Source organism: Dyadobacter sp. 22481 (assembly GCF_052044875.1).
Taxonomy (GTDB): Bacteria; Bacteroidota; Bacteroidia; order Cytophagales; family Spirosomataceae; genus Dyadobacter; species Dyadobacter endophyticus.
Window position 1 is genome coordinate 548,665 of record NZ_JBQENV010000003.1, and the last position, 23,462, is coordinate 572,126.

The following is a 23,462-nucleotide window of genomic DNA, read 5'->3' on the forward strand; positions in this document are numbered from 1 at the left end:
TGTAGAGAATCAGCATCCTGTTCAGACAGGAAAAGCTCGTCGGCAAAGAACTGTCCGCTCAGCTCTTCATACAAGAACTTAATCAACGGATACGCTTGAATGGCATGCAGGCTCATCTCTTTCACATTTTAAGTCTCACTTTACCTACTTTTCTCGCTCTGATGAACGGATACGCCAAAGTATAACATCCGAGGCGTCAACCCTAATGTAATTCGAGTAAAAAATCTTAAATTATGTCTGGCAAGCATCTGATCGGCAACTATTCGTCAATTAGAACAAAATAAACTGGACTCCCTTCCTTCCCTAGCTAACAGACGAATTTACACACGTAGCGACACCGGAAGAAAATTCCTATATCGAAGCATTTCACAGTATTTTGGAGCGTGAAGTAATTTAACGTAATGAATTCGCTAGCTACTACGAAGCAAAAGAAACAATCCAGCGATTCATCAAACATTATAATGAGCGTCGGTTACACCGTTCCATTGGCTTCACCACACCCCAACAAAAATGGGAAGAAGCTATGCCAAACGCCTTAACCATGCTTGAAGAAATATCCAACTAATAAGGGGCCAAGACAGTCTGGCAATCATTACGTGCAAACTTAACCTCCTTACGGTTTCTATATCCGAAATTCCTGGACAAGGTAGATTTATCTCCGATCATCTGATTGAAACAAGAATTTAAGACTCGCTCGCAAAAGCCCGTTTTCTACGTCACTAATGCACAAAAAGCCGGGCATAAAACAAACTAATTAAAAAAAGATTAGAAATAGTTGGATTGATCTAAACTTAAGCAGTTCTTTGTAACCGATTTAGCAATTATTACGTCTTCTCCCCTAAATGAAGTGTTTCTACTTTCCGTCCTTGCGATGCTTTCCGCATTGTTTGTTTGTAATTACTCGGCCCCAAGTGCAATTGAGAGCTATGCATTGGCAAAATTCTACCGGATGAAAGCTATGCGATAGTGTCAGGTAAGAATTATTGAGTTCAAATCACTCCAATTGTGAGCTTATGGGAAAGAAGGCATAACGCGCGCTTCCTTTAAAGCCTTGAATTATATTCCCGATCAGCTCAATCTTGTCGAAGAGTACCACATTACTTTATAACACGGCGTGCCTTGTGTCATTCCGTCATGGGATTTTTATTGTCCGACCAATTAATATTTTGTTTCATGAAACAAAACAGGAAAGTAGTATCAGGAATAACGCTATTGTTTATTTCATTTTTAATTGCACCTCATTTATCCAAAAGTCAAATCAGTGGAAGGGTATCGTACGGTACCAGTTCTGGTAGTGACCAAGGGATTCTGAATTCCGGCCACAATATCCGCATTACCGCACACGGGCTAACGGAAACCGGTAAGTACGAAGTTGTTGCGCAGACATTGAGCGACCCATCCGGTAACTATCTGCTGAATGTGCCTGAGGGTAAGCATGTGAGACTGACCTTCGTAGATGAATCGAAAACGCTGCAAAGCAGTGCTCACACACCGGTCGTTCGTTTCGTCAAAAGTCCGGCAACAGACGTGAATTGGACCGGATACGTGCCGCAGCATTACATTTCCTCAAATTCATTCCTGGTGTCGCCTGTCTATATTAATGGCAGTGGCAATGATAGTTTTTCAGCTTTGACCGCCTTAGCACTGGAAGATACGGCTGCGGTTAGACTGGCTAGCTCTGAGCAAGTAGGTGCCTTGTGGGGTTTGGCGTACAACAAGGTCACGGGGCATTTATATTCGGCTGCACTGGCTAAACGGCACGTCGGCTACGGTCCGCTCGGCACCGGGGGCATTTATCGTACTAACTGGCATACGCGCCACACAGTCAGCTGGCTAGACCTCAAAAGCCTAGGTATACAGACCGGCGAAGATCATCACGAGGGATTAAAGCGGTCAGTCGACAGCATTAATGTGGACAGTAAGTTCATGGGGGATGTTGGAAAGTTAAGCTTGGGAGGGATAGACATTTCAGAAGATGGCAGGTTTCTATATGTCATGAATTTGTCAGACCAGACATTGTATGGCATCCGGATTCCCGCCGATACATCGGCAAGACCCACATCTGCGGACATCGCTGCGTACAAAAGCCCTTTGTCAGGATGTACCGGCGGTATCAGTCGACCCTTTGCAATAAAGGTTCGCGAAAACAACGTATATATGGGTACGGTATGCGACGCATCGCTATCTGAGTCCGTGGAAGACTTGAAGGCAATCGTATACGAGCTTGACCTGTCCACAAAAAAGTTTAAAGAAGTATTTGCTACATCGCTGGATTATCCCCGTGGTGCAGTGGCAGCTGGTCCGGGATTGACGGCCTGGCATCCATGGACCGACGATTTTAGCAAAGCCTTACATAGTAGCTTGCCTTCTACCGCAGCCAGGCCACAGCCGATTCTGTCTTCGATTGCGTTCGATCGACAGGGAGCGATGATATTGGGCTTTATGGATCGGTTTGGGCACCAATCCGGTACGGGGCAGCCAGATCCCACAGGAAATGCCGGCTATACGGCTGTGGCTGCCGGTGATATTTTGCGTGTATTTCCAAATAGGCCTGGGCGTAGCAACGTAAAATTCAAGCTCGAAGAAAATGCCGTAACCGGTGATTTTTCATCAGAGGGTAAGGATAACACGCAGGGGCCGAGCGGTGGAGAATTCTTTTTTCAGGACGATTTTAAGTTCCGAGACGAGCATCGCAACGGGCGCGTCATACATGAGGAAACCGGGGCAGGAGGAGTATTAGCCTTGCCTTCAACGGGAGAAATATTGATGACAGCCCATGAGCCGACACAGGAATTCAATTCCGGGGGGATAAAGTCATTTTTCAGTTCGGACGGCAAAACCAGTCGCGGTTGGTTGTTTTATGGAAACGCACAGCCCGGTACTTTTGGCAAGTCAAATGGAATAGGCGGCCTTGCTCTGATCACCGGTCAACCTCCTATTGCGGTCGGCAACCGGGTATGGTCGGATACCAACGGCGACGGAGTGCAGGATACCAAAGAGCCTGGTATTACCGATGTACAGTTAGATTTATATGAGGCAGGAACCAAGATTGCGACCACCCGGTCCGACACAAACGGAACGTATCTTTTTAGCGAGGCTAATGTAAACCAAGGACTTAAACCCGGAACTAACTATGAGATACGGGTCAGTCTGAATGAGCAAAAACTTAAACCAAGCCTTGCCAGTGGGTCCTCCGATAAGGAGATCGACAATGATGCGATCAGGATTGGAAACTATGCCGTAATCGCCTTTCAGACCGGATTGTCGGGCGTCAATATTCATGATCTGGACTTCGGGTTCGTTCCTGAAGGCCTCAAAATAGATAACAGGGCGACATCTGAGGATGGAAAACTGGTTGCTTTTCCGAACCCGGTTGTCGAAAATTTAGAAGTGGTTATGCCTGCTTACGGCAAATCTGCAACATTGAGGCTTTCAGATAAGCTGGGACGGGAACTCCAGGTGCATCAGGTCAGGTCGAAAAAAGGTACATATAAAGCAACTCTCCATACGGATGACCTGGCGGCGGGAAATTACATTATTAGTATCAACGAAGGTGGAGTGATTCGAAGTGCGGTTGTAATGAAGCAATCTGAATAGTCAAATTAAGCAAGCAGTTTTCGGTCGCTGAAACGACCGGATCTTAATGTTCCATTCTCCTTTGCAAGGGCGCCAGTTTGTATTTACTCCGCAGAAATGCAGTGTGGATATTACCGCTTGTGTTTATAAAATTTTCCAGAAAGGTATAATTAACAAAGAATGAAAAGAATAGGTTTAGTCTTAACAATTCTCTGCTGCTGCGGTTATGCGTTTGGGCAAAAGAAGGCAAAAGAGTACTCGATCACCTCCGACAGGCCGATTATCATACCGGTTATCGATCTTGATAAAAGTGAGGCTTATTACGAGAAGGTTTTTGGTGCGGAGCCCGTGAAGATACCGGAAGACATGCGGCAGGTGCGGCGGTTTTTGAAAATGGAGAATGGAATGGATATCATTCTTAAGATCGGACGTGTACAATACATTAACCCGGATTCATTGGACAGGCCACATATAAGGGTAACAGTTCCAGCGAACTTATTGGAGAAATATCAGGCCTACCTGACTGGTGAAAAAATCAAAACGAAGGAAAAATCGAATAATGGCGCTGGCAAGCCCAAGCGGAAATTCATCAATGATTTGGATGGCTATGTTATTGAATTGTTACCCCGGTAAAAAATATTACTTCATGAATACTTTTAGATTTGCCCTTTTATTTTTCCTGACAGTCTGGGTAGGAGCATTCGGTCAAACTACCGATAGTTATATACCGAAGGTCGTTCCGCCGTCGCCTCAGGCGGCCAGTTTAACCAGGTATGTTGATATCCCTGTCAGTTATTACACAGGTACTGCCAATATATCTATTCCGATTTACGCAGTGCAGGACGGGAAGGCAAGCCTGCCCATATCGATCAGCTACCACCCTTCTGGTATTAAAGTGGCTGACGAGGCCAGCCAGGTCGGTTTGGGTTGGGCTTTGAATGCGGGGGGAGTTATTTCCAGGACGATAATGGGCGAAGACGACTTTACCCTGAGCAGGTATTTCAGTACCAACAATAACCTGCCGACCAACTATTTCCCAAAGTCGTATTTGCAAGCAGGAACAGCGGTAAGTGGCGACCAGAGCAAATTCAGTTTTGATTTTTACTCTCAGCAATCCGGTCCAGGCCCACTGTCTCTGAAGGTGGAAGACGGTACTGACAATGAATATGAACCGGATGTCTACAATTTTAATTTCGCAGGATATTCCGGAAAGTTTATTATAAGCAGGACCAAGGAGATCATCATGAACGAAAAGAGTGACATTCGTATCAAGATGCTCGAAGCAAACAATGGCGCTGATATTTCCTGGGAAATAAAGACGCCTGACGGAACGACGTATTTGTTTAACCAGAAAGAGACATTCAAATATGCCAGCGGCGGAACATCAGTTTCGTCGTGGTATCTTTCACAGGTAACCTCTACAGATGGCGCTACGATTAACCTTAGCTATAATACGATAGCTAATGCATTTAATTACCCTCAGGGCGCCATCACAGAAACTTTGGGAGTAATGGTGCTTGGGGAAACTTGCAGTAGCGGCGAAGGCCAGGCACCTATTCAGCCCCATACGATTGAGCGTATCCCACCCAAATATATTTCAACCGTTTATTTGAATGAAATTACCTTCCAGAATGGTTCGGTGAAGTTTATTTTCGAAAACAGGGAAGACCTGTCTTACGACAAAAGGCTTAAAACGGTTGAAGTATACAATAAGCCCGGTGGCGTAAAGACGATTTTAAAAACTTACGATTTTAACTATGCTTATTTTAATGGAACAGCGGATGTCGACGTTCCAGCCACCAGCGATGGAAGTGGTTCTGTATCCAAAAGGCTGAAGTTGTTGTCATTAACAGAGAAATCTACGGATGGAAGCGCTCTAAAACCTCACGTTTTCGAATATTTTGAAAGTGCCACCGGATCCTATGATTTGCCGGCAAAAACGTCGTTCGCACAGGACCATTGGGGGTACTATAATGGAAAGCAAGGCAATACAAGTCTGATTCCTACCCATGTTCCTATTGGTCAATCCTCTGACGACTTGCGGTATTATTTCGGGCAATTAACGGGAACTCAAAGGGATACTGACCCGAATTACCTCAAGGCATTTAGCTTGAAAAAGATTACATACCCTACCGGTGGATATTCGGAGTTCAATTATGAGGCCCATGAATACGACGTTAATAATTCTAATAAAAGCGACTATTCATTTGCTGGTAATTTAGGAGGGACCCTGGCAGAGAAGAACGTTCTCCGACTCTATAACATGAACCAGAAAGGCGTGGTTCAGGATTTTGAAGTTGATTTTTCCAAAGCGGCAACTGGTCCCGATAAGCTGACGACCAACCTAAGACTAAACGGCTATGTGAGGTTAAGCAATCTAACGTCGTGCAATACATTGTCAGGCCAATCGGGGAAGGTGTACTTTGAATTAATAGAAAAGTCAACAGGGTTGTCTATCGGGACATATGATATGTTTACCATGCAGGAATGTACAGACAACACGAATGGCCTGCCTTCTCCCTGTATTAGTAAAGGGTGCGGCCAGAATGGTATGACGATGGGTGTGGGCCATACCAACACGATCTATAATATAATGCCGGGTAAATATATCTTGCGTACGAAGGCCAGTGATGGGACCGGGTTTGAGGTTGCTGATTTCTCCTTTCATTTTTACTGGTATGAGCCTTTGGAGGCCACAGAAGGGTCCATGAAAAATGCGGGAGGCCTACGCTTGAAAACCATTACTGCTAATGATGGCGTGCAAAGTAATGTGCGAACATTTTCTTACAGAGTTGCCGAGATCGTAAATGGGCAAACCATCGAAAAGTCAACCGGGAGGTTGATGACCAAGCCACAATACACCTATGCGGAACAAAGGTGGTGTAAGCAAAGTCTCGGAGGTGCTGCTTATCAGTACAAAGATTATTTTGCCATCTTCCGCACTTCAAACAGCATCATTCCATTAAACACCTCGGCCGGCGGATCCGTAGTCGGCTACGATCGGGTGGTTGTAAGCTATGGGGGAAGCGGCGAAAGCGGCCAGTCTATTTTTTACTACGAGAATCAATCCGATGTGGTCAATAATTTCCTTTACTTCCGGCCTCCGGCTATTTCCAGTAAACCCTTCAAGTCAAACGGTAACCTGTTGAGACAAGAGGATTTTGTGAAATCGGGTTCCGGCTTTGTCAAGGTTAAGGAAACAGAATATGAATATTCCTTTAGTACGCCTACATACCAATATGCAGCTGAGCTAAGAACTGTTCCTACATTCATAGGTGGGGCTATCGGCTATGAAAAGAGGCACGGGTTCTTCTACCCGGCCATGATAAAGAACTGGAACTACTTAAAGAGTGAAAAAACAAAAATATACGACCTGAAAACCCCGGGTACACTTGTCGAAACTACCAAGGAATACTTTTATAACAATACCAACTACACCCAACTCAGCCAGACCAAGGCCACAGATAGCAGGGGCCGAAAGATAGTTACCAGCTACAAATACCCTTTTGACTATTCAAGCCAGGTTTATCTGGATATGGTGACCAAAAACATGGTTAATCCGGTCATCGAAGAAACAACCGGTATTGAGAATGGAGCGGCAATAAGCTGGATCAACACCGAATATTTCAACTCGAGTGGCAGCATATATGTGCCAAAGAAGGTCGATAAAAAGATAGGTAGCGGTCCGATAGTTAACCGGGCGGAATTTCTGAGCTACGATACCCGGGGTAATCTTTTGACTTACAAGGAAAACGGGGGCGCTACCACCAAACTGGAATATTACGGTACAACAGATGTAGGTAAAACCGACCTTCTAAAATCAAGAACGGAAGCTGATGGAACAACGGTTTCCGCAAAGACCACCTATGACTATAAATCGCTCGTTGGGGTCGAGTCAATTACAGATCCGGCTGGCAAGGTTACCTGGTACAACTATGATAAATTTAGCCGCCTTTCTGACATCCGCGAAAACAATAGTACCGGTAACCTAATCAAGAGCTTTCACTATAACTTGGCGAATCAGGGAGGTTGGGAAAATGGAATTGTAGATGACCCGGCAGTAGTTGCGCCAAGCACTCCTGACCTAGTTTCTGGTGGTGGCACCAACCAATGTACAGCCAACCTCGTAAAATTGCTGTGGCGGGATGCAAATCATGGGAGGTTAGTGGGGGCCACGATACAGGGCTCCGCCAACGGGATGGATTGGGAAGTGCTTTATCAATTCCCTAGCTCTGCGCCTGTCGGCACATGGCTTACGGCCAATTTTAATAACCCTAATAATTATCCTCATATCCGGTATAATGCGAGAGCTACTGACGGGGTGGGTGACCTTAAGGAGATCCGTTTTTATTATGCAGCAAATGGAACTGAAACTGCCTTGTCCGGCACAGGCTTTGGTTCTGAGCCGAATTTAGCTAACCAGGGCTGGGCAAATGCCATCGACGGCAATGAGACTACCCAATGGCATGCTGAGTATGTTCTTCCTGTGGGCCACCCGGGCAACAGCAATTTTGTAGGGATCAGCCTGCCATGTGCGACCACGCTGATCACCCCAACTTTGCATAAAAGTACCAATGGGGATGTCTGCGCAAATGGCGCGCCGATAACCTTGACAGCCTCTGGTTTCAGCGGACAATTGGAATGGTACCTTAACGATGTGCTGATCAGCGGCACGCAGCCAGGCCAGACGCAATATGTAGCGACGATCGCCGGGGTTTACAAGGTGCGCTCTAAGTCAGGTAGCTCTTATAGTAGTTTTTCGAATACGATAGTTCTAAACCAGACGTCTGGTTGTACTCCTCCCAATTATAGCCGGGTAGTCATTGTGGGGAACAGCATTACCAAATTAATAGCACAGTCGGGCACGGATGGCTGGCAATCGCCTGCCCTAAGTGCAGCCGGAGGTTGGGGACGGGCTTCGTCCACACAGGCAAAAGACTTTGCGCATATCCTGGAAACCCGTTTTAAACAACTCGATCCTAACGCGCAGGTGCTGCCGTTGTGGGAAGCGCCCTTTGAACGGGATTATATCAGCAGCCCTGCGGGTTGGGTTACCTACAATTTTACGGCCCTTCAGAACCGTATTGCCAACAGCTTTGGGTCGTCATCCTGGAAACCGGACTTAGTCATCATCCGATTGGGGGAAAATGTGCTTAATTCCGAGGTCGAGCTTAACAATTTCAAAGGAGGGTATAATACTTTAATCAATAAAATCCTGGAAGTAAGTGCCCCTGGTGCAAAAGTGATCGTGACCAATTCCATGTGGCCGGATCAACCGCTCGCCGATCAAAAAATTCAGCAAGTGGCCAACGAGCGTGGATTGCCCTTCATAAGTCTGAGCGATATGATCTCAAACCCTGTTTATCTGGCCGGAAACGACCCGGTATCCATGGCCGCCTTCCCTAATAATACAGGTGACCGGCACCCGGGTGATGCCGGGATGTTAGAGATCGCCGACCGGATCTGGAGTAAAGTTAGAAATGTCGAATTGCCATCAAATATTGGGGGCAATATCACTAAGGTCAGGTTGTACCCCCGTACGGATGCTTGCTGCATTAGCCGTATTACCGGTAGCGTTATCCAAGGATCAAACGATACATCCAATGCCAATGGTTGGACTACACTAGCTACGATTAGTCAGACGCCAGTTGCCGGATGGAACGAGTATGCCATTCGAACAACTACTGCCTGGCGATACCTACGGTTCTTAGCAGGTCCCAATTGCCATGGAGAATTAAAAGAGCTGGAATTTTACAATGGAAATGTAAAATTAAGCGGGTTAAAATTTGGATCCTCAGCCGCTTTTACCAATGATCCTGCCAAGTACGGCTATAGTTTAGTTTTTGATGGTCAACTGACAAACTTTTGGCATGGGACTGCCGCTGGCCCACAGAACTACGCAGGACTTGATTTGGGTGCAGGCTGCCCTAGCCTGACGGCGAGTGTGCTTTCTCCCGCCAACAACGCCAGTGTAGTGGGTACTGCCAGCACTACAACCACCGGACGGGTAACCACGGCCATCAGTGTTACCACTTGTGTCCCCACGGGTACTACCATCACCAGTGTAGAAATCTGGGCTGCAACCGGTACAGGTGGATTCCCTAACCGGATGGGCTATGCAATCGCTGATGCCAGCCAACCAGGTGTTTACAAGCTATCTGCTGAGGAGGGCTCCGCCAATGGGAAGTGGCCGGTTGCTTATCTTGATCCGGACACATATCGCTTTTATGCCAAAATAAACACAGCGAGCGCCACGCTCACAACCGATTACATTACAGTTACCCTGACTGCACCTGCTGTCACGAGCAATATCACCAAGGTTCGGCTGTCCCCCCGTACCGAATGCTGTATGGACCGTATCGTCGGTAGTGTTATTCAAGGATCAAACGATATATCCAATGCTAATGGGTGGACTACGTTGGCTACGATTAGTCAGACGCCAGCCGCCGGATGGAACGAGTATGCTATTCAAACGACTACGAACTGGCGGTACGTACGCTTCTTAGCGGGCGCCAACTGCTACGGAGAATTGAAAGAATTGGAATTTTACAATGGAAATGTGAAATTGACCGGTACAAAATTTGGATCGCCGTCAGCTTACAACAACGATCCGGCCAACTATGGATACAGTATAGCTTTTGATGGCCTGGTGACAAATTCCTGGCACGGAACAGCTCCCGGCCCTCAGAATTATGCAGGACTTGATTTGGGTACAGGCTGCCCTAGCCTTACGGCGAGTATGCTTTCACCCTCCAACAACGCCAGTGTGGTGGGTACTGCCAGCACTACCACTATCGGCAGGGTGATCACCCCCATCAACGTTAGTACTTGTGTCCCCGCAGGGACTGCAATCACCAGCGTTGAAATTTGGGCGTCAACTATTTCTGATACATTCCATAACCTGATGGGCAAGGCAATAGCTGATGCCAGTCAACCAGGTGTGTATAAGCTGTTGGCTGAAGAGGGAAGTGTGGACGGGAAGTGGACCGCAGCTTTGCTAGATCCGGGCACCTACCGCTTTTACGCCAAAGTAAAAACTGCTGCCACTACGTTCACTACCAATTACATTACGGTGACGCTGACTGCACCTGCTGCTACGAGCAATATCACTAAGGTCCGATTCTACCCCCGCACGGATTGTTGTATTGACCGTATAACCGGTAGTGTTATCCAAGGATCAAACGATATGTCCAATGCCAATGGATGGACTACATTAGCGACGATTAATCAGACGCCAATTGCCGGATGGAATGAATATTCTGTTCAAACAAGTACTGCCTGGCGATACCTACGGTTCTTAGCAGGTCCCAATTGCCATGGAGAATTAAAAGAGCTGGAATTTTACAATGGAAATGTAAAATTAAGCGGGTTAAAATTTGGATCCTCAGCCGCTTTTACCAATGATCCTGCCAAGTACGGCTATAGTTTAGTTTTTGATGGTCAACTGACAAACTTTTGGCATGGGACTGCCGCTGGCCCACAGAACTACGCAGGACTTGATTTGGGTGCAGGCTGCCCTAGCCTGACGGCGAGTGTGCTTTCTCCCGCCAACAACGCCAGTGTAGTGGGTACTGCCAGTACAACCACCCCGGGCAGGGTGATCACTGCCATCAGCGTCAGCACTTGTGCCCCCGCAGGCACTGCCATCACCAGCGTGGAGATATGGGCGTCAACTACTTCTGATGCATTCCATAACCTGATGGGTAAGGCAATAGCTGATGCCAGTCAACCAGGTGTTTACAAATTGTCCGCTCAAGAGGGGAGCGCCGACGGGAAGTGGCCATCAGCTTTGCTAGATCCGGGCACCTACCGCTTTTATGCCGTGGTCAAGACGGCGACTGCTACAGTGATCACCAATTACATTACCGTTACACTGACTGCGCCTCCTGTCACAGGTTGTCCTACCCTGACGGGCAGTGTGATCTCGCCAGCCAACAATGCCAGCGTGGTGGGTACTGCCAGCACTGTTACAGCCGGTAGGGTGATCACCGCTATCAGCGTCAACACTTGTGCCCCAGCAGGTTCTACCATCACCAGCGTGGAGATCTGGGCATCAACCACTTCCGATACATTCCATAATTTGATGGGCTATGCAATTGCTGATGCCAGTCAACCAGGTGTTTACAAGCTATCTGCTCAAGAGGGTAGCGCCAACGGGAAGTGGCCGACAGCTTTGCTCGATCCGGGCACCTATCGCTTTTATGCCAAAGTAAAAACTGCGACCACAACGTTCACCACTAATTATAATACGATTACCCTCACTGCCCCTCCTGTAACAGGCTGTCCTGCCCTGACGGGCAGCGTGATCTCGCCAGCCAACAACGCAAGCGTGGTGGGTACGCCCAGCACTGTTACAGCCGGCAGGGTGATCACCGCTATCAGCGTCAACACTTGTGCCCCAGCAGGTTCTACCATCACCAGCGTAGAAATATGGGCGTCGACTACTTCCGACACATTCCATAACTTGATGGGCTATGCAATTGCTGATGCCAGTCAACCAGGTGTTTACACACTATTCGCCCAGGAGGGCAGTGTCAACGGGAAGTGGCCGACAGCTTTACTCGATCCGGGCACCTATCGCTTTTATGCCAAAGTAAAAACTGCGACCACAACGTTCACCACTAGTTACAATACGATTACCCTCACTGCCCCTCCTATAACAGGTTGTCCTGCCCTGACGGGCAGCGTGATCTCGCCAGCCAATAACGCAAGCGTGGTGGGTACGGCCAGCACCACTACTGCTGGCAGGGTAATCACTGCCATCAGCGTCACCACTTGTGCACCCACAGGTTCTGCCATCACCAGCGTAGAGATTCGGGCGCAAACTAGTACCGGAGGATTCGATACCCGGATGGGATATGCGGTAGCTGATGCCAGTCTACCAGGTGTTTATAAGCTGTCTGCTCAGGAGGGGACCGCCAACGGGAAGTGGATAACACCTCCTCCTCTTGCTCCGGGCACCTACCGCTTTTATGCCGTGGTCAAGACGGCGGCTGCTACGTACACAACCGATTATATTACCGTCACCCTGACCGCTCCTTAGGAAATTGGAGGGAGTCTCCAACAGACTAACAGATTATGACTCATCTCTACCATTTGCGAATTAGGATTATTGGTAGTAGTGAGTGCGACGTTAAAGGTATTTTTTATTAAGAAGATCATTTTTCAATAATAATGATAAAATCGGTTACTTATTTTCGCTTTCTGCTATTGGTGGCAGCTCTTTATTCGCCAGGGCTTTTCGGTCAGAGTACGGATAAGAACTTTGTGCTGGAACGTACTTACAAAGGTGTTAAAACTACTGTCAGTGGCAATATCAAGGAAGCGACCCAGGAGGTGGTCTATTTTGATGGCCTGGGGCGCCCTTTGCAGAACATTTCAGCCCAGGCAAGCCCGCTGGTTTCCAACGGACGTTCTGCCGACCTGGTTAGCCATACCGAGTACGATGCGTTGGGTCGGGTTTCGAAGGTGTATGCACCTTACCCAGAGGAATATGTGTCAGGTTCTGCTGGAAATGGAAGATTTGTTGCCGGTGCCGCCGGTAAATCGGTGGCATTCTATAATGTTTCCACCAATTTCGACCAAAACAATGCCCGGGGGTATGCCCTGACCGATTATGAGGCCTCGCCTTTAAACCGCATAAGTAAGCAGTTTGCGGTAGGCTCGGATCGTTCCGTTGCGCTGGAATACGGGGTCAACGCTGCAAGCGAAGTCCGGTTGTATAAAGTTGCCACCGACAATAGTTTGGTGGACGATAATGCGTACTATGGGGCCAGTCAGTTATCCACAACGAGCACTACGGATGAAAACGGCAACCTGAGCATTGAGTACAAAGACAAAAATGGTAGCGTGGTGCTCAAATCAGTGCTATCCATCAGATCTGTGGGCGCTACTGCGGCTACGTGGCAGAAAACATATTATGTCTATGATGATCTCTCACGGCTTAGGTTTGTCTTGCAGCCGGAGTATCAGCGGGAGGCCAGTGTTACCAAATATGCGTTTAAATACACCTACAATGATCGCGGGCTGTTGGATAGCAAATATGTTCCGGGAGGGGGTACGACACTAATGACTTACGATAGCCGGGACCGGTTGATCGAAAGCAAGGACGGCAATAATAAGATCGCCTATTTTAAGTATGACGAGCTCGACCGTGTGATCGAAACAGGGGAGAAAGTGGGTACAGCCTACCGGGCGCTGGTGAAAACGCACTATGATAATTATACCCCGTCCTTTGGCGGGGCCAAGACTTTTGTCGGCAGCTACGGCAACGGTTATCCTCCCGAGCGCACATTGAATGTTAAAGGAAGGGTCACCGTAACCGCTACACGGGTATTAAAGCCGACTGGCGATTATGACGATGTGAATGACGTTTGGCTTTATGCTACAACCTTTTACGACGAGCGGTTGAACGTGATCCAGACGATCCGGGATCTTTTTGACCTGGGTGGTACTAATAACAATTATGAGCATGTAACAAGGCAGTTACGTTTCGACGGCCGTGTGGAAAAGGAGCTTATCCTGCAAAAAGTGAGTACGGGAGAGCACACGGTTGAAAAGCAGTACGAGTACGATCACGGTGACCGTTTGCTCAGCACCCGCTATATCGTAAAAAGAGATGGCACCGAGAAGAAGAACATTGTGATCGCTGCGAGTCGATACGATGGCCTCGGACAGCTCAAGAAAAAGTTTCTGAATTCGACAAATGCCAGCACTTTCCGGGAGCAATTGGACTACAGTTACATTCCAAGAGGCTGGATGAGCAAAGTAACGGGCAAGACCAGCGCCGGGGAGAACTTTGGAGTGGAACTAAAATATGTGAATGGTACGATCCCGCAATACAATGGCAATATTGGCGACATGCTCTGGAAGCGTGGCAGTGCCTGGGTGGGTTACAAATTTACTTATGACGACGCAAACCGTTTGACAAAAGGAGAGGGATTAAGCAACGATTACAGCGAAACGGTTTCGTCCTATGACCTTAACGGAAATATCAAAGGGTTGCAGCGCAAAAATGGTGCTGCAACCTGGGATAATCTCACCTATGATTATCCTAATGGCAACCGCTTGAACAAAGTGACCGATACGGGAACGGCGGAAGGCTTTAATAATGGCTCTTCGGCTACCGGCACCGATTATGATTACGACGGGAACGGGAACCTTATTCAAGACCAAAACCGTGGTATAGCAAACGGAGGCATACGATACAATATTCTGAACCTCCCCAGGGAGGTGGTGATCAATGGCATCACCATGCAGTACCACTACGATGCCACCGGCTCGAAGCTACGGATGCAGCGCAGTACCGACAACACCAAATACGCCGGAATCTTTGAATACAACAGTAGCAATTATATCACCAGGATTGCGACGGAGGAAGGTCAGATTGCTATCACTAACAACGGCAACAGTATCAATGATTATTCGTTTCAATATTACCTGAAAGATCACCTGGGCAACACGCGGCAAGTAATTAATGAGGCAGGTACGCTTTTGCAGGAGACGGAGTATTTTCCATTTGGGCTGGCGATACCCAGGATGGCAGGGACGAATAAGTATCTTTACAACGGTAAGGAAAAACAGCCGGAGACCAACTGGCTGGATTACGGGGCAAGGATGTATGACCCGACGATCAGCAGGTGGATGGTACCTGATCCGATGAGTGAGAAAATGAGACGATGGAGTCCTTACAGTTATGGTTTTAATAACCCAATGCGTTTTATTGATCCAGATGGGATGTGGCCGTGGTCGTTTAATGTCCGATCGTTTGCTCCATTTAGAGAATTTGGTGGTTGGTTTAAGGGAGATAATAGAGGTTATAGTACGGCATCAAATGCAACTGCAAGGCTCTCCCATTCATTTACTGTTGATCCCTCCAAACATTTTTATTCAAATCAAGGAGCATCGTCTAGCCCGTCTTCACACCCAATATTAGGAACTGCAGTTGCAAGCGATGACAGAGGTACCATATCTAATTTTACATCAACTACAAACAAAGATGGAAGTAATACCGCTTCTTTTACTTCTTCAATGGCTGGGCACAATCCGCTAGTAGCGGGTTCTCCCGATATAAATGTAAAAACTGATTTTACAGTGACTGAAAATGTGAAGGCAGGAACATTGGATGTAAATGCAGTGCAAACAGGCGATGCTTTCCCAGCAGCCGAAACACTTATCGGCGATACCGAAGGAAGTCAATTGTTCATTGGTGTTAGCCCGGCTAATGCGGGTACAATCGGGCCGTTTACCCACCTTATGGGCGATAACAATGATCGAGCAATGATGTCGGCCAACTTTACTGTGACAATGGACAATAAAGGCCATTTCACTGGTGTGAAGCAAGGAGATAAAACCTATACCGTTGCTGAGTGGAACAATATGAATCGTCAAAAATCAACCTCACAGCCTTGATACCATGAAGATAATAGCCTCAAATTGGATTAATATATTAGGTGTTTTCATCGTCACTCTTTTCTACGCTGTTACTTCAAACCAACTTAACAACGATCTCGACTATAGTATCTTTCAGTCAGTAATCGCTGGCTTGATCCTAGTGTGTCTCTATGGCATAATCTTCTGGGGTTTATTCGTAGCATCGTTGATTATTCTGGATTTGTTGCTAATTGTTAGAAAACAAAACAACCTAAGGCAAAAGCTCTTGATTGAATGGATTGTTACTAGTGGCCCTTTTATTTACTGGGTGATTAGGTATGGAGAGTGGGTTTTTTTCGTAGCTATAATTGCATTTGCCATTACTCAATTTTGCCGGGAAAAGCTGATAGTCAAGGCACTAGGAGCTTAGTTTGGAGTTTTTTTGTCGAGTACCATATTCGCAGACTTCTCAGCTTCCTTTGGGTTTATCTAAGCGGCAACGTAAAGAAGAGGTTCGCTAACTTTGTTCAGCCGACCAAGCTTTTGGACATGTTCCGGTTTAGGGCTCCAAGCATGATCAGAGACACACATCTTAGTCTTGATTACATTCATGTCCTCGCCCATGTACCTCACCCGGAAGAATGTTGACCCAGCAGGAATCACCCGCGGTTTGCGCAATAGGGTTGTCTCAGAACGGCCACCGCCAAGGTCTAAGCTGATTGCTTTCAAAATCTCACGCTGCACATCTTCATAGGACATTTGGCGTTGATCTAGATTCCCAAAGCTTTGGATTTGCCTGACAAGCTGCTCTTTCGAAATGGAACCAAGTATTTTTTTGTTCTCTGGTAGCACCATTCTGCATTTTTGATTTATACCTCCTAATAGTCCTACTATTTCGCGACTCCAACGGCGACGAGGATTTGTATTCAATCGTTTCGTCCAATTATCTAGACTCAAAGTACCAATAAGTACTCAACCTTCCGATTCTACCAGCTGTTCGCGACCTGCCGTTTCAATTGATTTCATCTTGTCCACAATAGCGATTGCATCACTAATAACTGATTCGCCTGAGAACAGTCTGGAAATCTCATTAAGTATTTTTTGCTCCATCAGGTTCACGATAATATTAAATCCATGGATGCCGCTCCCTTTTTGCATAAACTCTATCTCATCCTGCGTGAGTACGTTGCCGAAAATTTGAATCATACCGGAATCTGTATTTCAGGTGACATATTTTTCTGTCTCAGCGGCATTTATGAGCAAATAGACCATACGGCCGATCATAGCATTGTAGGCTGTCACCAAGATGTTGAGCCGAGGCCCTATAAAGGGACAAAGGCTTTGAAGCCGTTCTAAGTTCTTGAAAGCACTATCGAAGTACCCTATCTTATCTATCGCAAGAATCTCCTCTTCGAATGAAAGTCCCCTTCGTCGATGCTTTAAGGCGCCATTAGACACCTCTTCGTGAGTCAGGATGTTATTTACGGTCGAAATGAGAGAGGGTACCGAGCCACTGATTTTCTTCGTGCACTCCCATAAGACCTGAACGGATTCAATCTGCTTTTCAACCATCTTCTGTCTGGACTGCCCGCTTTGTCCTATCAAGGATAGTACAATTGAGTTATTCTGAGAAATCTCACCTTTCAATGACTCGATCTTGAGGTCCGCATTATGTTTCCAAAACGACTTCATTCGCTCAACTACCAATTTGGACACAAGAGCGGAAACCGCCCCCGAACTGAGCACGAGTGCCAAAATAGACCCCATGTCAATTTGATTGATCGGAATAGATAAAAGAAAAGGGTTCATTCGTGGCGAGAGTTGATTTCAAAGGTAGTAACTGTCGGTAATCTTAGTACAATCCAATTAAATGTCAAAATAGTTTTTATTCACTGACATTGTATTGCTCGGAAGCGCTGCTTGACAACAGCAACAATAGATATATTACCTACATTTCCCCTTAAATTAAGTCACACTATATCCAATGAATTACCAAGACCTTCAGTTCGTCATCGACGGCGGCGATATCGCCAAGACCATCGAAACCCTCACCTCCCAGGCAGATCAGCCCGACACCAAGAAACTCCAAAGCCAGTGGTTTGTGACCGGCCACGACGTCATGGACCGAACCAAGCGCCGCGACCGCAATGTGCTATACGAAGAAGCTAACGAGGGCAATACAACCTAGCCATTCCTTAGATAAAAGCAGAGAAGACGTATGAAGATATGTAAACAACTCAATCCCGGACCAAACGAACTGAGAGTCCGCTAGAAATTGGGATATCCCAACGGAATGCTTTTTTCAGATTTTTTTTATTGCTACTAGGAGGACCACCATAGTGAAAGTTCCATCCCCATGCATTATCAGTCGAAGTATTAAGTGAGGACGTCCAAAAGATACCGAGAACACCTTTAGTTAAGTAACTGCCATCAGACTTTCGGTGACCGCCAGCAACCGCATCGAACCCGCTGCTGTTAGTACCGTTACCATCTTCATTCCAGCTTTTGACACTTTTTAGGGCTTCACCTGCCATATCCGTACCACCAAATTGATTCACAAGCATAGCCCATTCGTTATCCGTCGGTAAATGCCAACCGCTAGGACAGGCTTTTTTCGCCGCATCCCAAGTGTAAAGCAATCCAAATTCGTTTCGATTATTCTCATGGTCATCATAAGGATGGCTACCTTCAACTTTGTAGTTTAGGTTTTGTGCCAACCAGGTTACAGTTTTGCCCGTCATTGCCTCTTTAAAGCTGATCGTTTTATACGTTTGACCATCTCGCGAGTCAGTGAAGGTACCGGTAGATTGCGCGATTACTGCCTGTGTAAAAAACAAGGAAGCAAGTGTAGTAAAGATGTATTGTTTCATCACTGGTATTTCAGGTTTAGTTGGGTAATTACAACGCTTATCCACCGGAAGTTATTTTTGTAACCTTGAACACATCATGTTTGTCGGAATCGCTGCTTCGCACTCTTTTTCAAAGTAGGTCGGTTCGCCCGTCCATCACAATCTGATTGCCACATGCAAGGAATTGTTCGATATTGGGATAACTCACTTATCAACCATGAAGACCCTGACAACAAATAGATCCGTATCTCGGGAAGAGCTCGTTTCAATCCTAGAACAAGACCTTTCACACGACTACAAATACAAGCTGGTCGATGACAAACGGGAAAAATATGTGCTCGTGAAGAAGAATGCGTTGATAGGTGCCAAGATTTCTAATGTCGCCAACAAGATATCCATCGAAGGCGTGACGCCGACACTCGGAGGATATTTATTCGCTTTTGGCGCTATGTTTTACACCGGTATGTTTCTCGGAGGAATAGCGCAGCCATGGTTTGATTTCGAGAAATCGGTTGGGAAAGCATTGCAGAGCAGAATACAATAAGAAGACATTCGTCGTTCTCCTGTCGGCGAGGTCTAGATGAAAGGTCCACCTTAAGAACGTACCTGTATGAACGCTTCAAATTCGGCAAACGCTGAAAATACACAAGACGAAAAGATTAGCCGCGACTCGGAGGTTGGTGTAGTTGGTCGATCCTTTTTGGAAATATTCCTGCACTTTGTGCTGTCTCTCTTGAAATAATATTACCTGCAAGACCATTTCTTTCCATTTCAGAAATCCGGCCTGCAAAAGTCATTGCCCCATTGAACTAGGGAGAGTGGCACCTGATCTATAAGACGGGATCATTAGAACGACCCGCGTTTGGTCAATCGCTGCCCGGCCATACCTAGGCCGTCTCTGCGGTTTTAAGTAATTTGGCTTCATTCCGTTGCCAATACTTCTAATATTCAAATCTCATGCCCAGACTCTTTATCGCTCTATTATTAATAAGCCTACTATCTTGCCAAAACGACGAATCAAACGGAGAAGAGAAGTCCGAAGCAGATGCCAACGCCATCGTGACAGATACCACTATTGCAACGATTAAATTCGACGCCACGGATATGCCGTATATCTTTGACAAGAACGCATCACCAGCAACACTGACACCTCAGGACCTTGAACAAATTGATAGTTTGCTTCTCGTATGCGTAGCAAATTACAATAAGACGATCAGGCAAGATTTACAATTCATGAAAATTGACCTTGACGATCGACTCTACAAAAAACAACTGGTCGCAGTGGTAAATAGCCTCGGAGAAAAAGAGGTCTGGGTAAACTGCTTTTGTGACGACTTCTCAACCCCATGGAGAACTCGACTTCTTTTGGTCGACGATGGAGGTAGCTGTTACTTCAATTTGAAAATAAACTTGAAGTCCCTAAAGTATTACGATTTCAGTGTAAACGCCTTGGCATAGCTTTGCCTGTACGGGAAAGAAATTACACGGTCAAAACACACAAACGCTCGGCTATGCATATTGAACATGCGCGAGGTCTTCGACTCATATCTTAAACGCCGACTAAACATCATTAAGGCATTAGTCGGCGTGATAGACAAGACGCTGGCCCCGGCCGTGAAAAAGCTGCGCGTGGACGCGGAGATCGTGCCGTACATAATCCAAGCCGACATGCGACGCATGAAGGGTGCTACTTACGGCAAACGACGGGGAAGCCGTCATTTCCAAGATGACCACGTCGGATGGTCTGGCCGGGTCGATGATCCGGTGAGGGAGTTTGAGCTTTTGCAGGCAAAATCATGATATTGCTAAAAGGTATCCTTCTTGATGCGCCCTTTAACACCGATTGTCATAGTCCAATGGGCGCTCTCCTCTAATCGGTTAGCCTTACGCCAAAATATTTCTCACTTGGGTATTTGAAAATCGGTTGAATGTGTATCGAGTCAACGAATGTCGAGTCGAATCCCTGAATAACAGCAGCGCCATCTGGGGCGCAGTAAAAGGCTGCGCCGCCTCCTGATCGTGTATAGAGTTTCCCTTGTAGTTTGATTAAGCCCTTTTCAAGTTCAATTTGAAAAATAACATCTCCCTTTGAATCAATTACTTCTAGCCCCGTGTCATCATAGTTTCTTTTATAGAAATTCTCTTCGTTCAATTCCCATTCATTTTCAGTCATTTCAGCTACAATTTCTCCAAACTTGTCTCGAACTATGAAAGAAACAAGAAGGTTACCAGATTTCTCTGTAACTCCAAGGCCTATTTCATCACCTATACGAAAAATTACACCGTCTGCCGCCCCTGCAAACCATCGGCCAACACCATTTCCAATCTTAATTTCTACAAACGCGTAGCCGTCCTTAATAATTTTTCGCACTTGATCACGGCTACCCGGCGACAATGTTCCGCTAGTCGCTTTCTTTAGGGTCTCAATTTTTGCTTCTCTATCAACCAGCGTCGAGGCTATGAATGCTGAGATAGGAACCAAGATTCCGAACATGACGGTGGCCATTTGACAATACAATTTACCGCGTTTTGAGATTTTTCGGAACACCTCATACTTCATCAGTGAGTTTGGGTAGGCTTCATTGCTCTTTCTTGCCTGTTTAGCCGTTTCAAAATACGTAATTCCATATCCGGACAAAGCCGCAAAAACTGCAAAAAGCAATGAGGAGAAATTAAAAATTAAAATCCAAGTTTCGTTTTCCACTATCAATTGAGTTTCATTATTTATGAAGACCATATAGAATTCATTAGAGCATCATCTAAGCATGCTATTTTTCCTTCACTAAGAATCTTGGTATACTTTTCCACTGTAGTTGCCATACGATTTATGGATTGATCAACATTCAAGCCTTTTTTTTTTTAGATCAGATCTAACGCTGCGGAGCAGGACACCCGCATATGTGCCCGCGAGCCACGTAAAATATGGAAACAACACCTCATCCCTGAAAGCGCTATGAACTATTAGATTGCGGAATCGATATAACAATTGAACTTCTGTCGATACTTGCTCAACTGTACGATTAACTAACTTTCTGTGATCCCTTGCATCGGTAAAATTATTCAATGAAGTCTGGAATTCCGAGCGAAGAACTGGATCCTTCTCCGATTGAATAAGCCGGGGAAGCATTGCCATGAAATCCCACACAAAGAACGAATTACCTTCTGCCACTGCTCGAAATTCGGAAAGCAAATCTTCGGGTATTCCCGACGATTCCTGAAACCAGTAGGCCCTTTCAAAAAAGTAATAGTAAATGTCCCAAATTTGATCATGGAGCTCCGACAATAACATTGCGGCACTGATTACAGCAAGAATTAACTCAATTTTTTCACTCGATGTTCCTCCTGTAATTGTGTCCTTATCGATTCCATCACCATTAAATAGGCATTCGATCGAAATCCAGTAAAACAATAACTGTTCAGCGGAATCCTCTGCAGCTATCGCACGGCCATACCAATAAAGTGCACTGTTAAAAGTTCTGTATCTGATTTGGCCCCAACAACTGGTAACATTCCATCCTCTATATATACCAGCTTCTCAGACGTTAAACTCAACGCATTGAATTGTTGATCTTGAATTTTCGACGAATATTTATTTGTTCTATATGTCCCCTCTGAATTGTAAAATGCCCACGAGGTCGATTCTGCTTTAATGCGCATCTTAGTTCTAAAGTACAAAAGAATGGTCCGATGAACGATTTCAAACTTTGAAATTGCTTCTCTTGCTGCCTGCTTCCCTGTCGCGCCTTTCGTACGCACCACACAAACTGGATATATTTCTGGTTTATCGTAATCTACAAATCTCAAATGCTTAAGGTCGAGCTTCACACCGTTAAAATCTGCAAATTTTTGGTCCGGGGGGAGGAACAGAACATCTCCAATCTCTACTCTCGACGAAATAGCCAGCCCAGTTACATGAAATGCGCAGAAACCTGTAACAGAATCTGCGAAAAAATGGCGATCCAAGTACAGTAACCGATCGGGGAATGAAAGTCGATTGATAAAGTCTGCAACTTCTTGAACCGACATGTCCCATCGGTTAGGGATAAGATAGACAGGGAACCTCGTATTTAGCTTGCCGCCGTCTGTGACTTCGCAGGGCGATACAATATTTGAAAATAACTCTTTAATCTCGTCGACCTCATATCCCCTCAGCACAAGTTCTACGTACAGCTGTTTAATTACCGCTTTGGGCCTTGCAATATTATTAAACGAAGGTGCCTCAGACTCGAGAAAATCCCGTATATAACTTGAAAGCAGTGTGAAATATTCCCCATTATCAAATGCCGCCTTCAAGTTTCGAGAATGTGAATTTATGGCATTACGATCTTTTCTGTTTAAAGCCTGTATCAACTGTCGATACTCGCCCGATCGAGGGATGTAATCAATAAGAGGAGCTTTCAAATATCTGCAGAGGAGCCTTTTAAAGAAATCATGTCTCTTTGCCGAATACTCATTCCAGTTTTCCTCGTCAAATACGATTTCTGAAATCACTACGTGCGGCCCTTCAATGGAAAGGCCTGTTCTTTTTTTAAGGTACCCCTCCGACAGTTTCTCCCATTGAGATTTAACAAATTCCAATCTGGTCATACAAAAAGAATTAAAGACCCGTAAAATAACACATTACGATCTCGGAAAGTATGATAGTAACCGGAATACTTATTGCCG

General features: G+C 46.0%; 14 protein-coding genes and 1 pseudogene. 9 read left to right on the top strand and 6 right to left on the bottom strand.

Going from position 1 to position 23,462, the window contains the following annotated elements; all coding sequences use genetic code 11:
• Positions 1–415 precede the first annotated feature (415 nt).
• The 5 genes and pseudogenes from ACTJJJ_RS21075 to ACTJJJ_RS21095 all read left to right on the top strand — a co-directional run.
• Positions 416–565, top strand: a pseudogene (locus ACTJJJ_RS21075) (integrase core domain-containing protein); the annotation flags it as partial.
• Positions 566–1,173: 608 nt separating this feature from the next.
• Entirely contained in the window at positions 1,174–3,597 is a 2,424-nt protein-coding gene (locus ACTJJJ_RS21080) for an SdrD B-like domain-containing protein (RefSeq protein ID WP_440702944.1), read from the top strand.
• A gap of 159 nt (positions 3,598–3,756) precedes the next feature.
• Positions 3,757–4,209 (top strand): VOC family protein, encoded by a 453-nt coding sequence (locus tag ACTJJJ_RS21085; protein ID WP_440702945.1) that lies wholly within the window; start codon positions 3,757–3,759, stop codon positions 4,207–4,209.
• A gap of 13 nt (positions 4,210–4,222) precedes the next feature.
• Positions 4,223–12,619, top strand: a complete 8,397-nt coding sequence (locus ACTJJJ_RS21090) for an SGNH/GDSL hydrolase family protein (RefSeq protein ID WP_440702946.1) — start codon at positions 4,223–4,225, stop codon at positions 12,617–12,619.
• 131 nt (positions 12,620–12,750) lie between these two features.
• Positions 12,751–15,987 (top strand): RHS repeat domain-containing protein, encoded by a 3,237-nt coding sequence (locus ACTJJJ_RS21095; protein WP_440702947.1) that lies wholly within the window; start codon positions 12,751–12,753, stop codon positions 15,985–15,987.
• A gap of 450 nt (positions 15,988–16,437) precedes the next feature.
• On the opposite strand, the gene ACTJJJ_RS21100 is transcribed toward ACTJJJ_RS21095, so the two are convergent.
• From ACTJJJ_RS21100 to ACTJJJ_RS21110, 3 genes are all read right to left on the bottom strand, one after another.
• Complete coding sequence (locus ACTJJJ_RS21100; RefSeq protein WP_440702948.1) at positions 16,438–16,803, bottom strand: hypothetical protein; 366 nt, start codon at positions 16,801–16,803, stop codon at positions 16,438–16,440.
• A 117-nt stretch (positions 16,804–16,920) separates the two neighbouring features.
• Positions 16,921–17,154: a hypothetical protein gene (locus ACTJJJ_RS21105; RefSeq protein ID WP_440702949.1), complete on the bottom strand. Its 234-nt coding sequence runs from the start codon at positions 17,152–17,154 to the stop codon at positions 16,921–16,923.
• A 15-nt stretch (positions 17,155–17,169) separates the two neighbouring features.
• Positions 17,170–17,757 carry a hypothetical protein gene (locus ACTJJJ_RS21110; protein WP_440702950.1) on the bottom strand — a complete coding sequence of 196 codons (588 nt, stop codon included), beginning with the start codon at positions 17,755–17,757 and terminating at the stop codon, positions 17,170–17,172.
• Between the two features lie 175 nt (positions 17,758–17,932).
• On the opposite strand from ACTJJJ_RS21110, the gene ACTJJJ_RS21115 reads away from it, so the two are divergent.
• Positions 17,933–18,136 (top strand): hypothetical protein, encoded by a 204-nt coding sequence (locus tag ACTJJJ_RS21115; protein WP_440702951.1) that lies wholly within the window; start codon positions 17,933–17,935, stop codon positions 18,134–18,136.
• A 49-nt stretch (positions 18,137–18,185) separates the two neighbouring features.
• On the opposite strand, the gene ACTJJJ_RS21120 is transcribed toward ACTJJJ_RS21115, so the two are convergent.
• Positions 18,186–18,818: an FISUMP domain-containing protein gene (locus ACTJJJ_RS21120; protein WP_440702952.1), complete on the bottom strand. Its 633-nt coding sequence runs from the start codon at positions 18,816–18,818 to the stop codon at positions 18,186–18,188.
• Positions 18,819–19,014: 196 nt separating this feature from the next.
• Between ACTJJJ_RS21120 and ACTJJJ_RS21125 the strand changes: the two genes are divergently transcribed.
• The 3 genes from ACTJJJ_RS21125 (at position 19,015) to ACTJJJ_RS21135 (ending at position 20,597) form a co-directional block, all read left to right on the top strand.
• Positions 19,015–19,341 (top strand): hypothetical protein, encoded by a 327-nt coding sequence (locus tag ACTJJJ_RS21125; protein ID WP_440702953.1) that lies wholly within the window; start codon positions 19,015–19,017, stop codon positions 19,339–19,341.
• Positions 19,342–19,754: 413 nt separating this feature from the next.
• The gene (locus ACTJJJ_RS21130) at positions 19,755–20,255 is read left to right on the top strand and encodes a hypothetical protein (protein ID WP_440702954.1); all 501 of its coding nucleotides are present in this window, start codon (positions 19,755–19,757) and stop codon (positions 20,253–20,255) included.
• A gap of 66 nt (positions 20,256–20,321) precedes the next feature.
• A complete protein-coding gene (locus ACTJJJ_RS21135; RefSeq protein ID WP_440702955.1) occupies positions 20,322–20,597 on the top strand; it encodes a hypothetical protein in 276 nt (91 codons plus the stop codon).
• A gap of 70 nt (positions 20,598–20,667) precedes the next feature.
• On the opposite strand, the gene ACTJJJ_RS21140 is transcribed toward ACTJJJ_RS21135, so the two are convergent.
• Together ACTJJJ_RS21140 and ACTJJJ_RS21145 are read right to left on the bottom strand one after the other, a co-directional pair.
• Positions 20,668–21,501, bottom strand: coding sequence for a hypothetical protein (locus ACTJJJ_RS21140; protein ID WP_440702956.1), 834 nt, complete (start codon positions 21,499–21,501; stop codon positions 20,668–20,670).
• A 731-nt stretch (positions 21,502–22,232) separates the two neighbouring features.
• Positions 22,233–23,384, bottom strand: coding sequence for a hypothetical protein (locus ACTJJJ_RS21145; protein WP_440702957.1), 1,152 nt, complete (start codon positions 23,382–23,384; stop codon positions 22,233–22,235).
• Positions 23,385–23,462 lie beyond the last annotated feature (78 nt).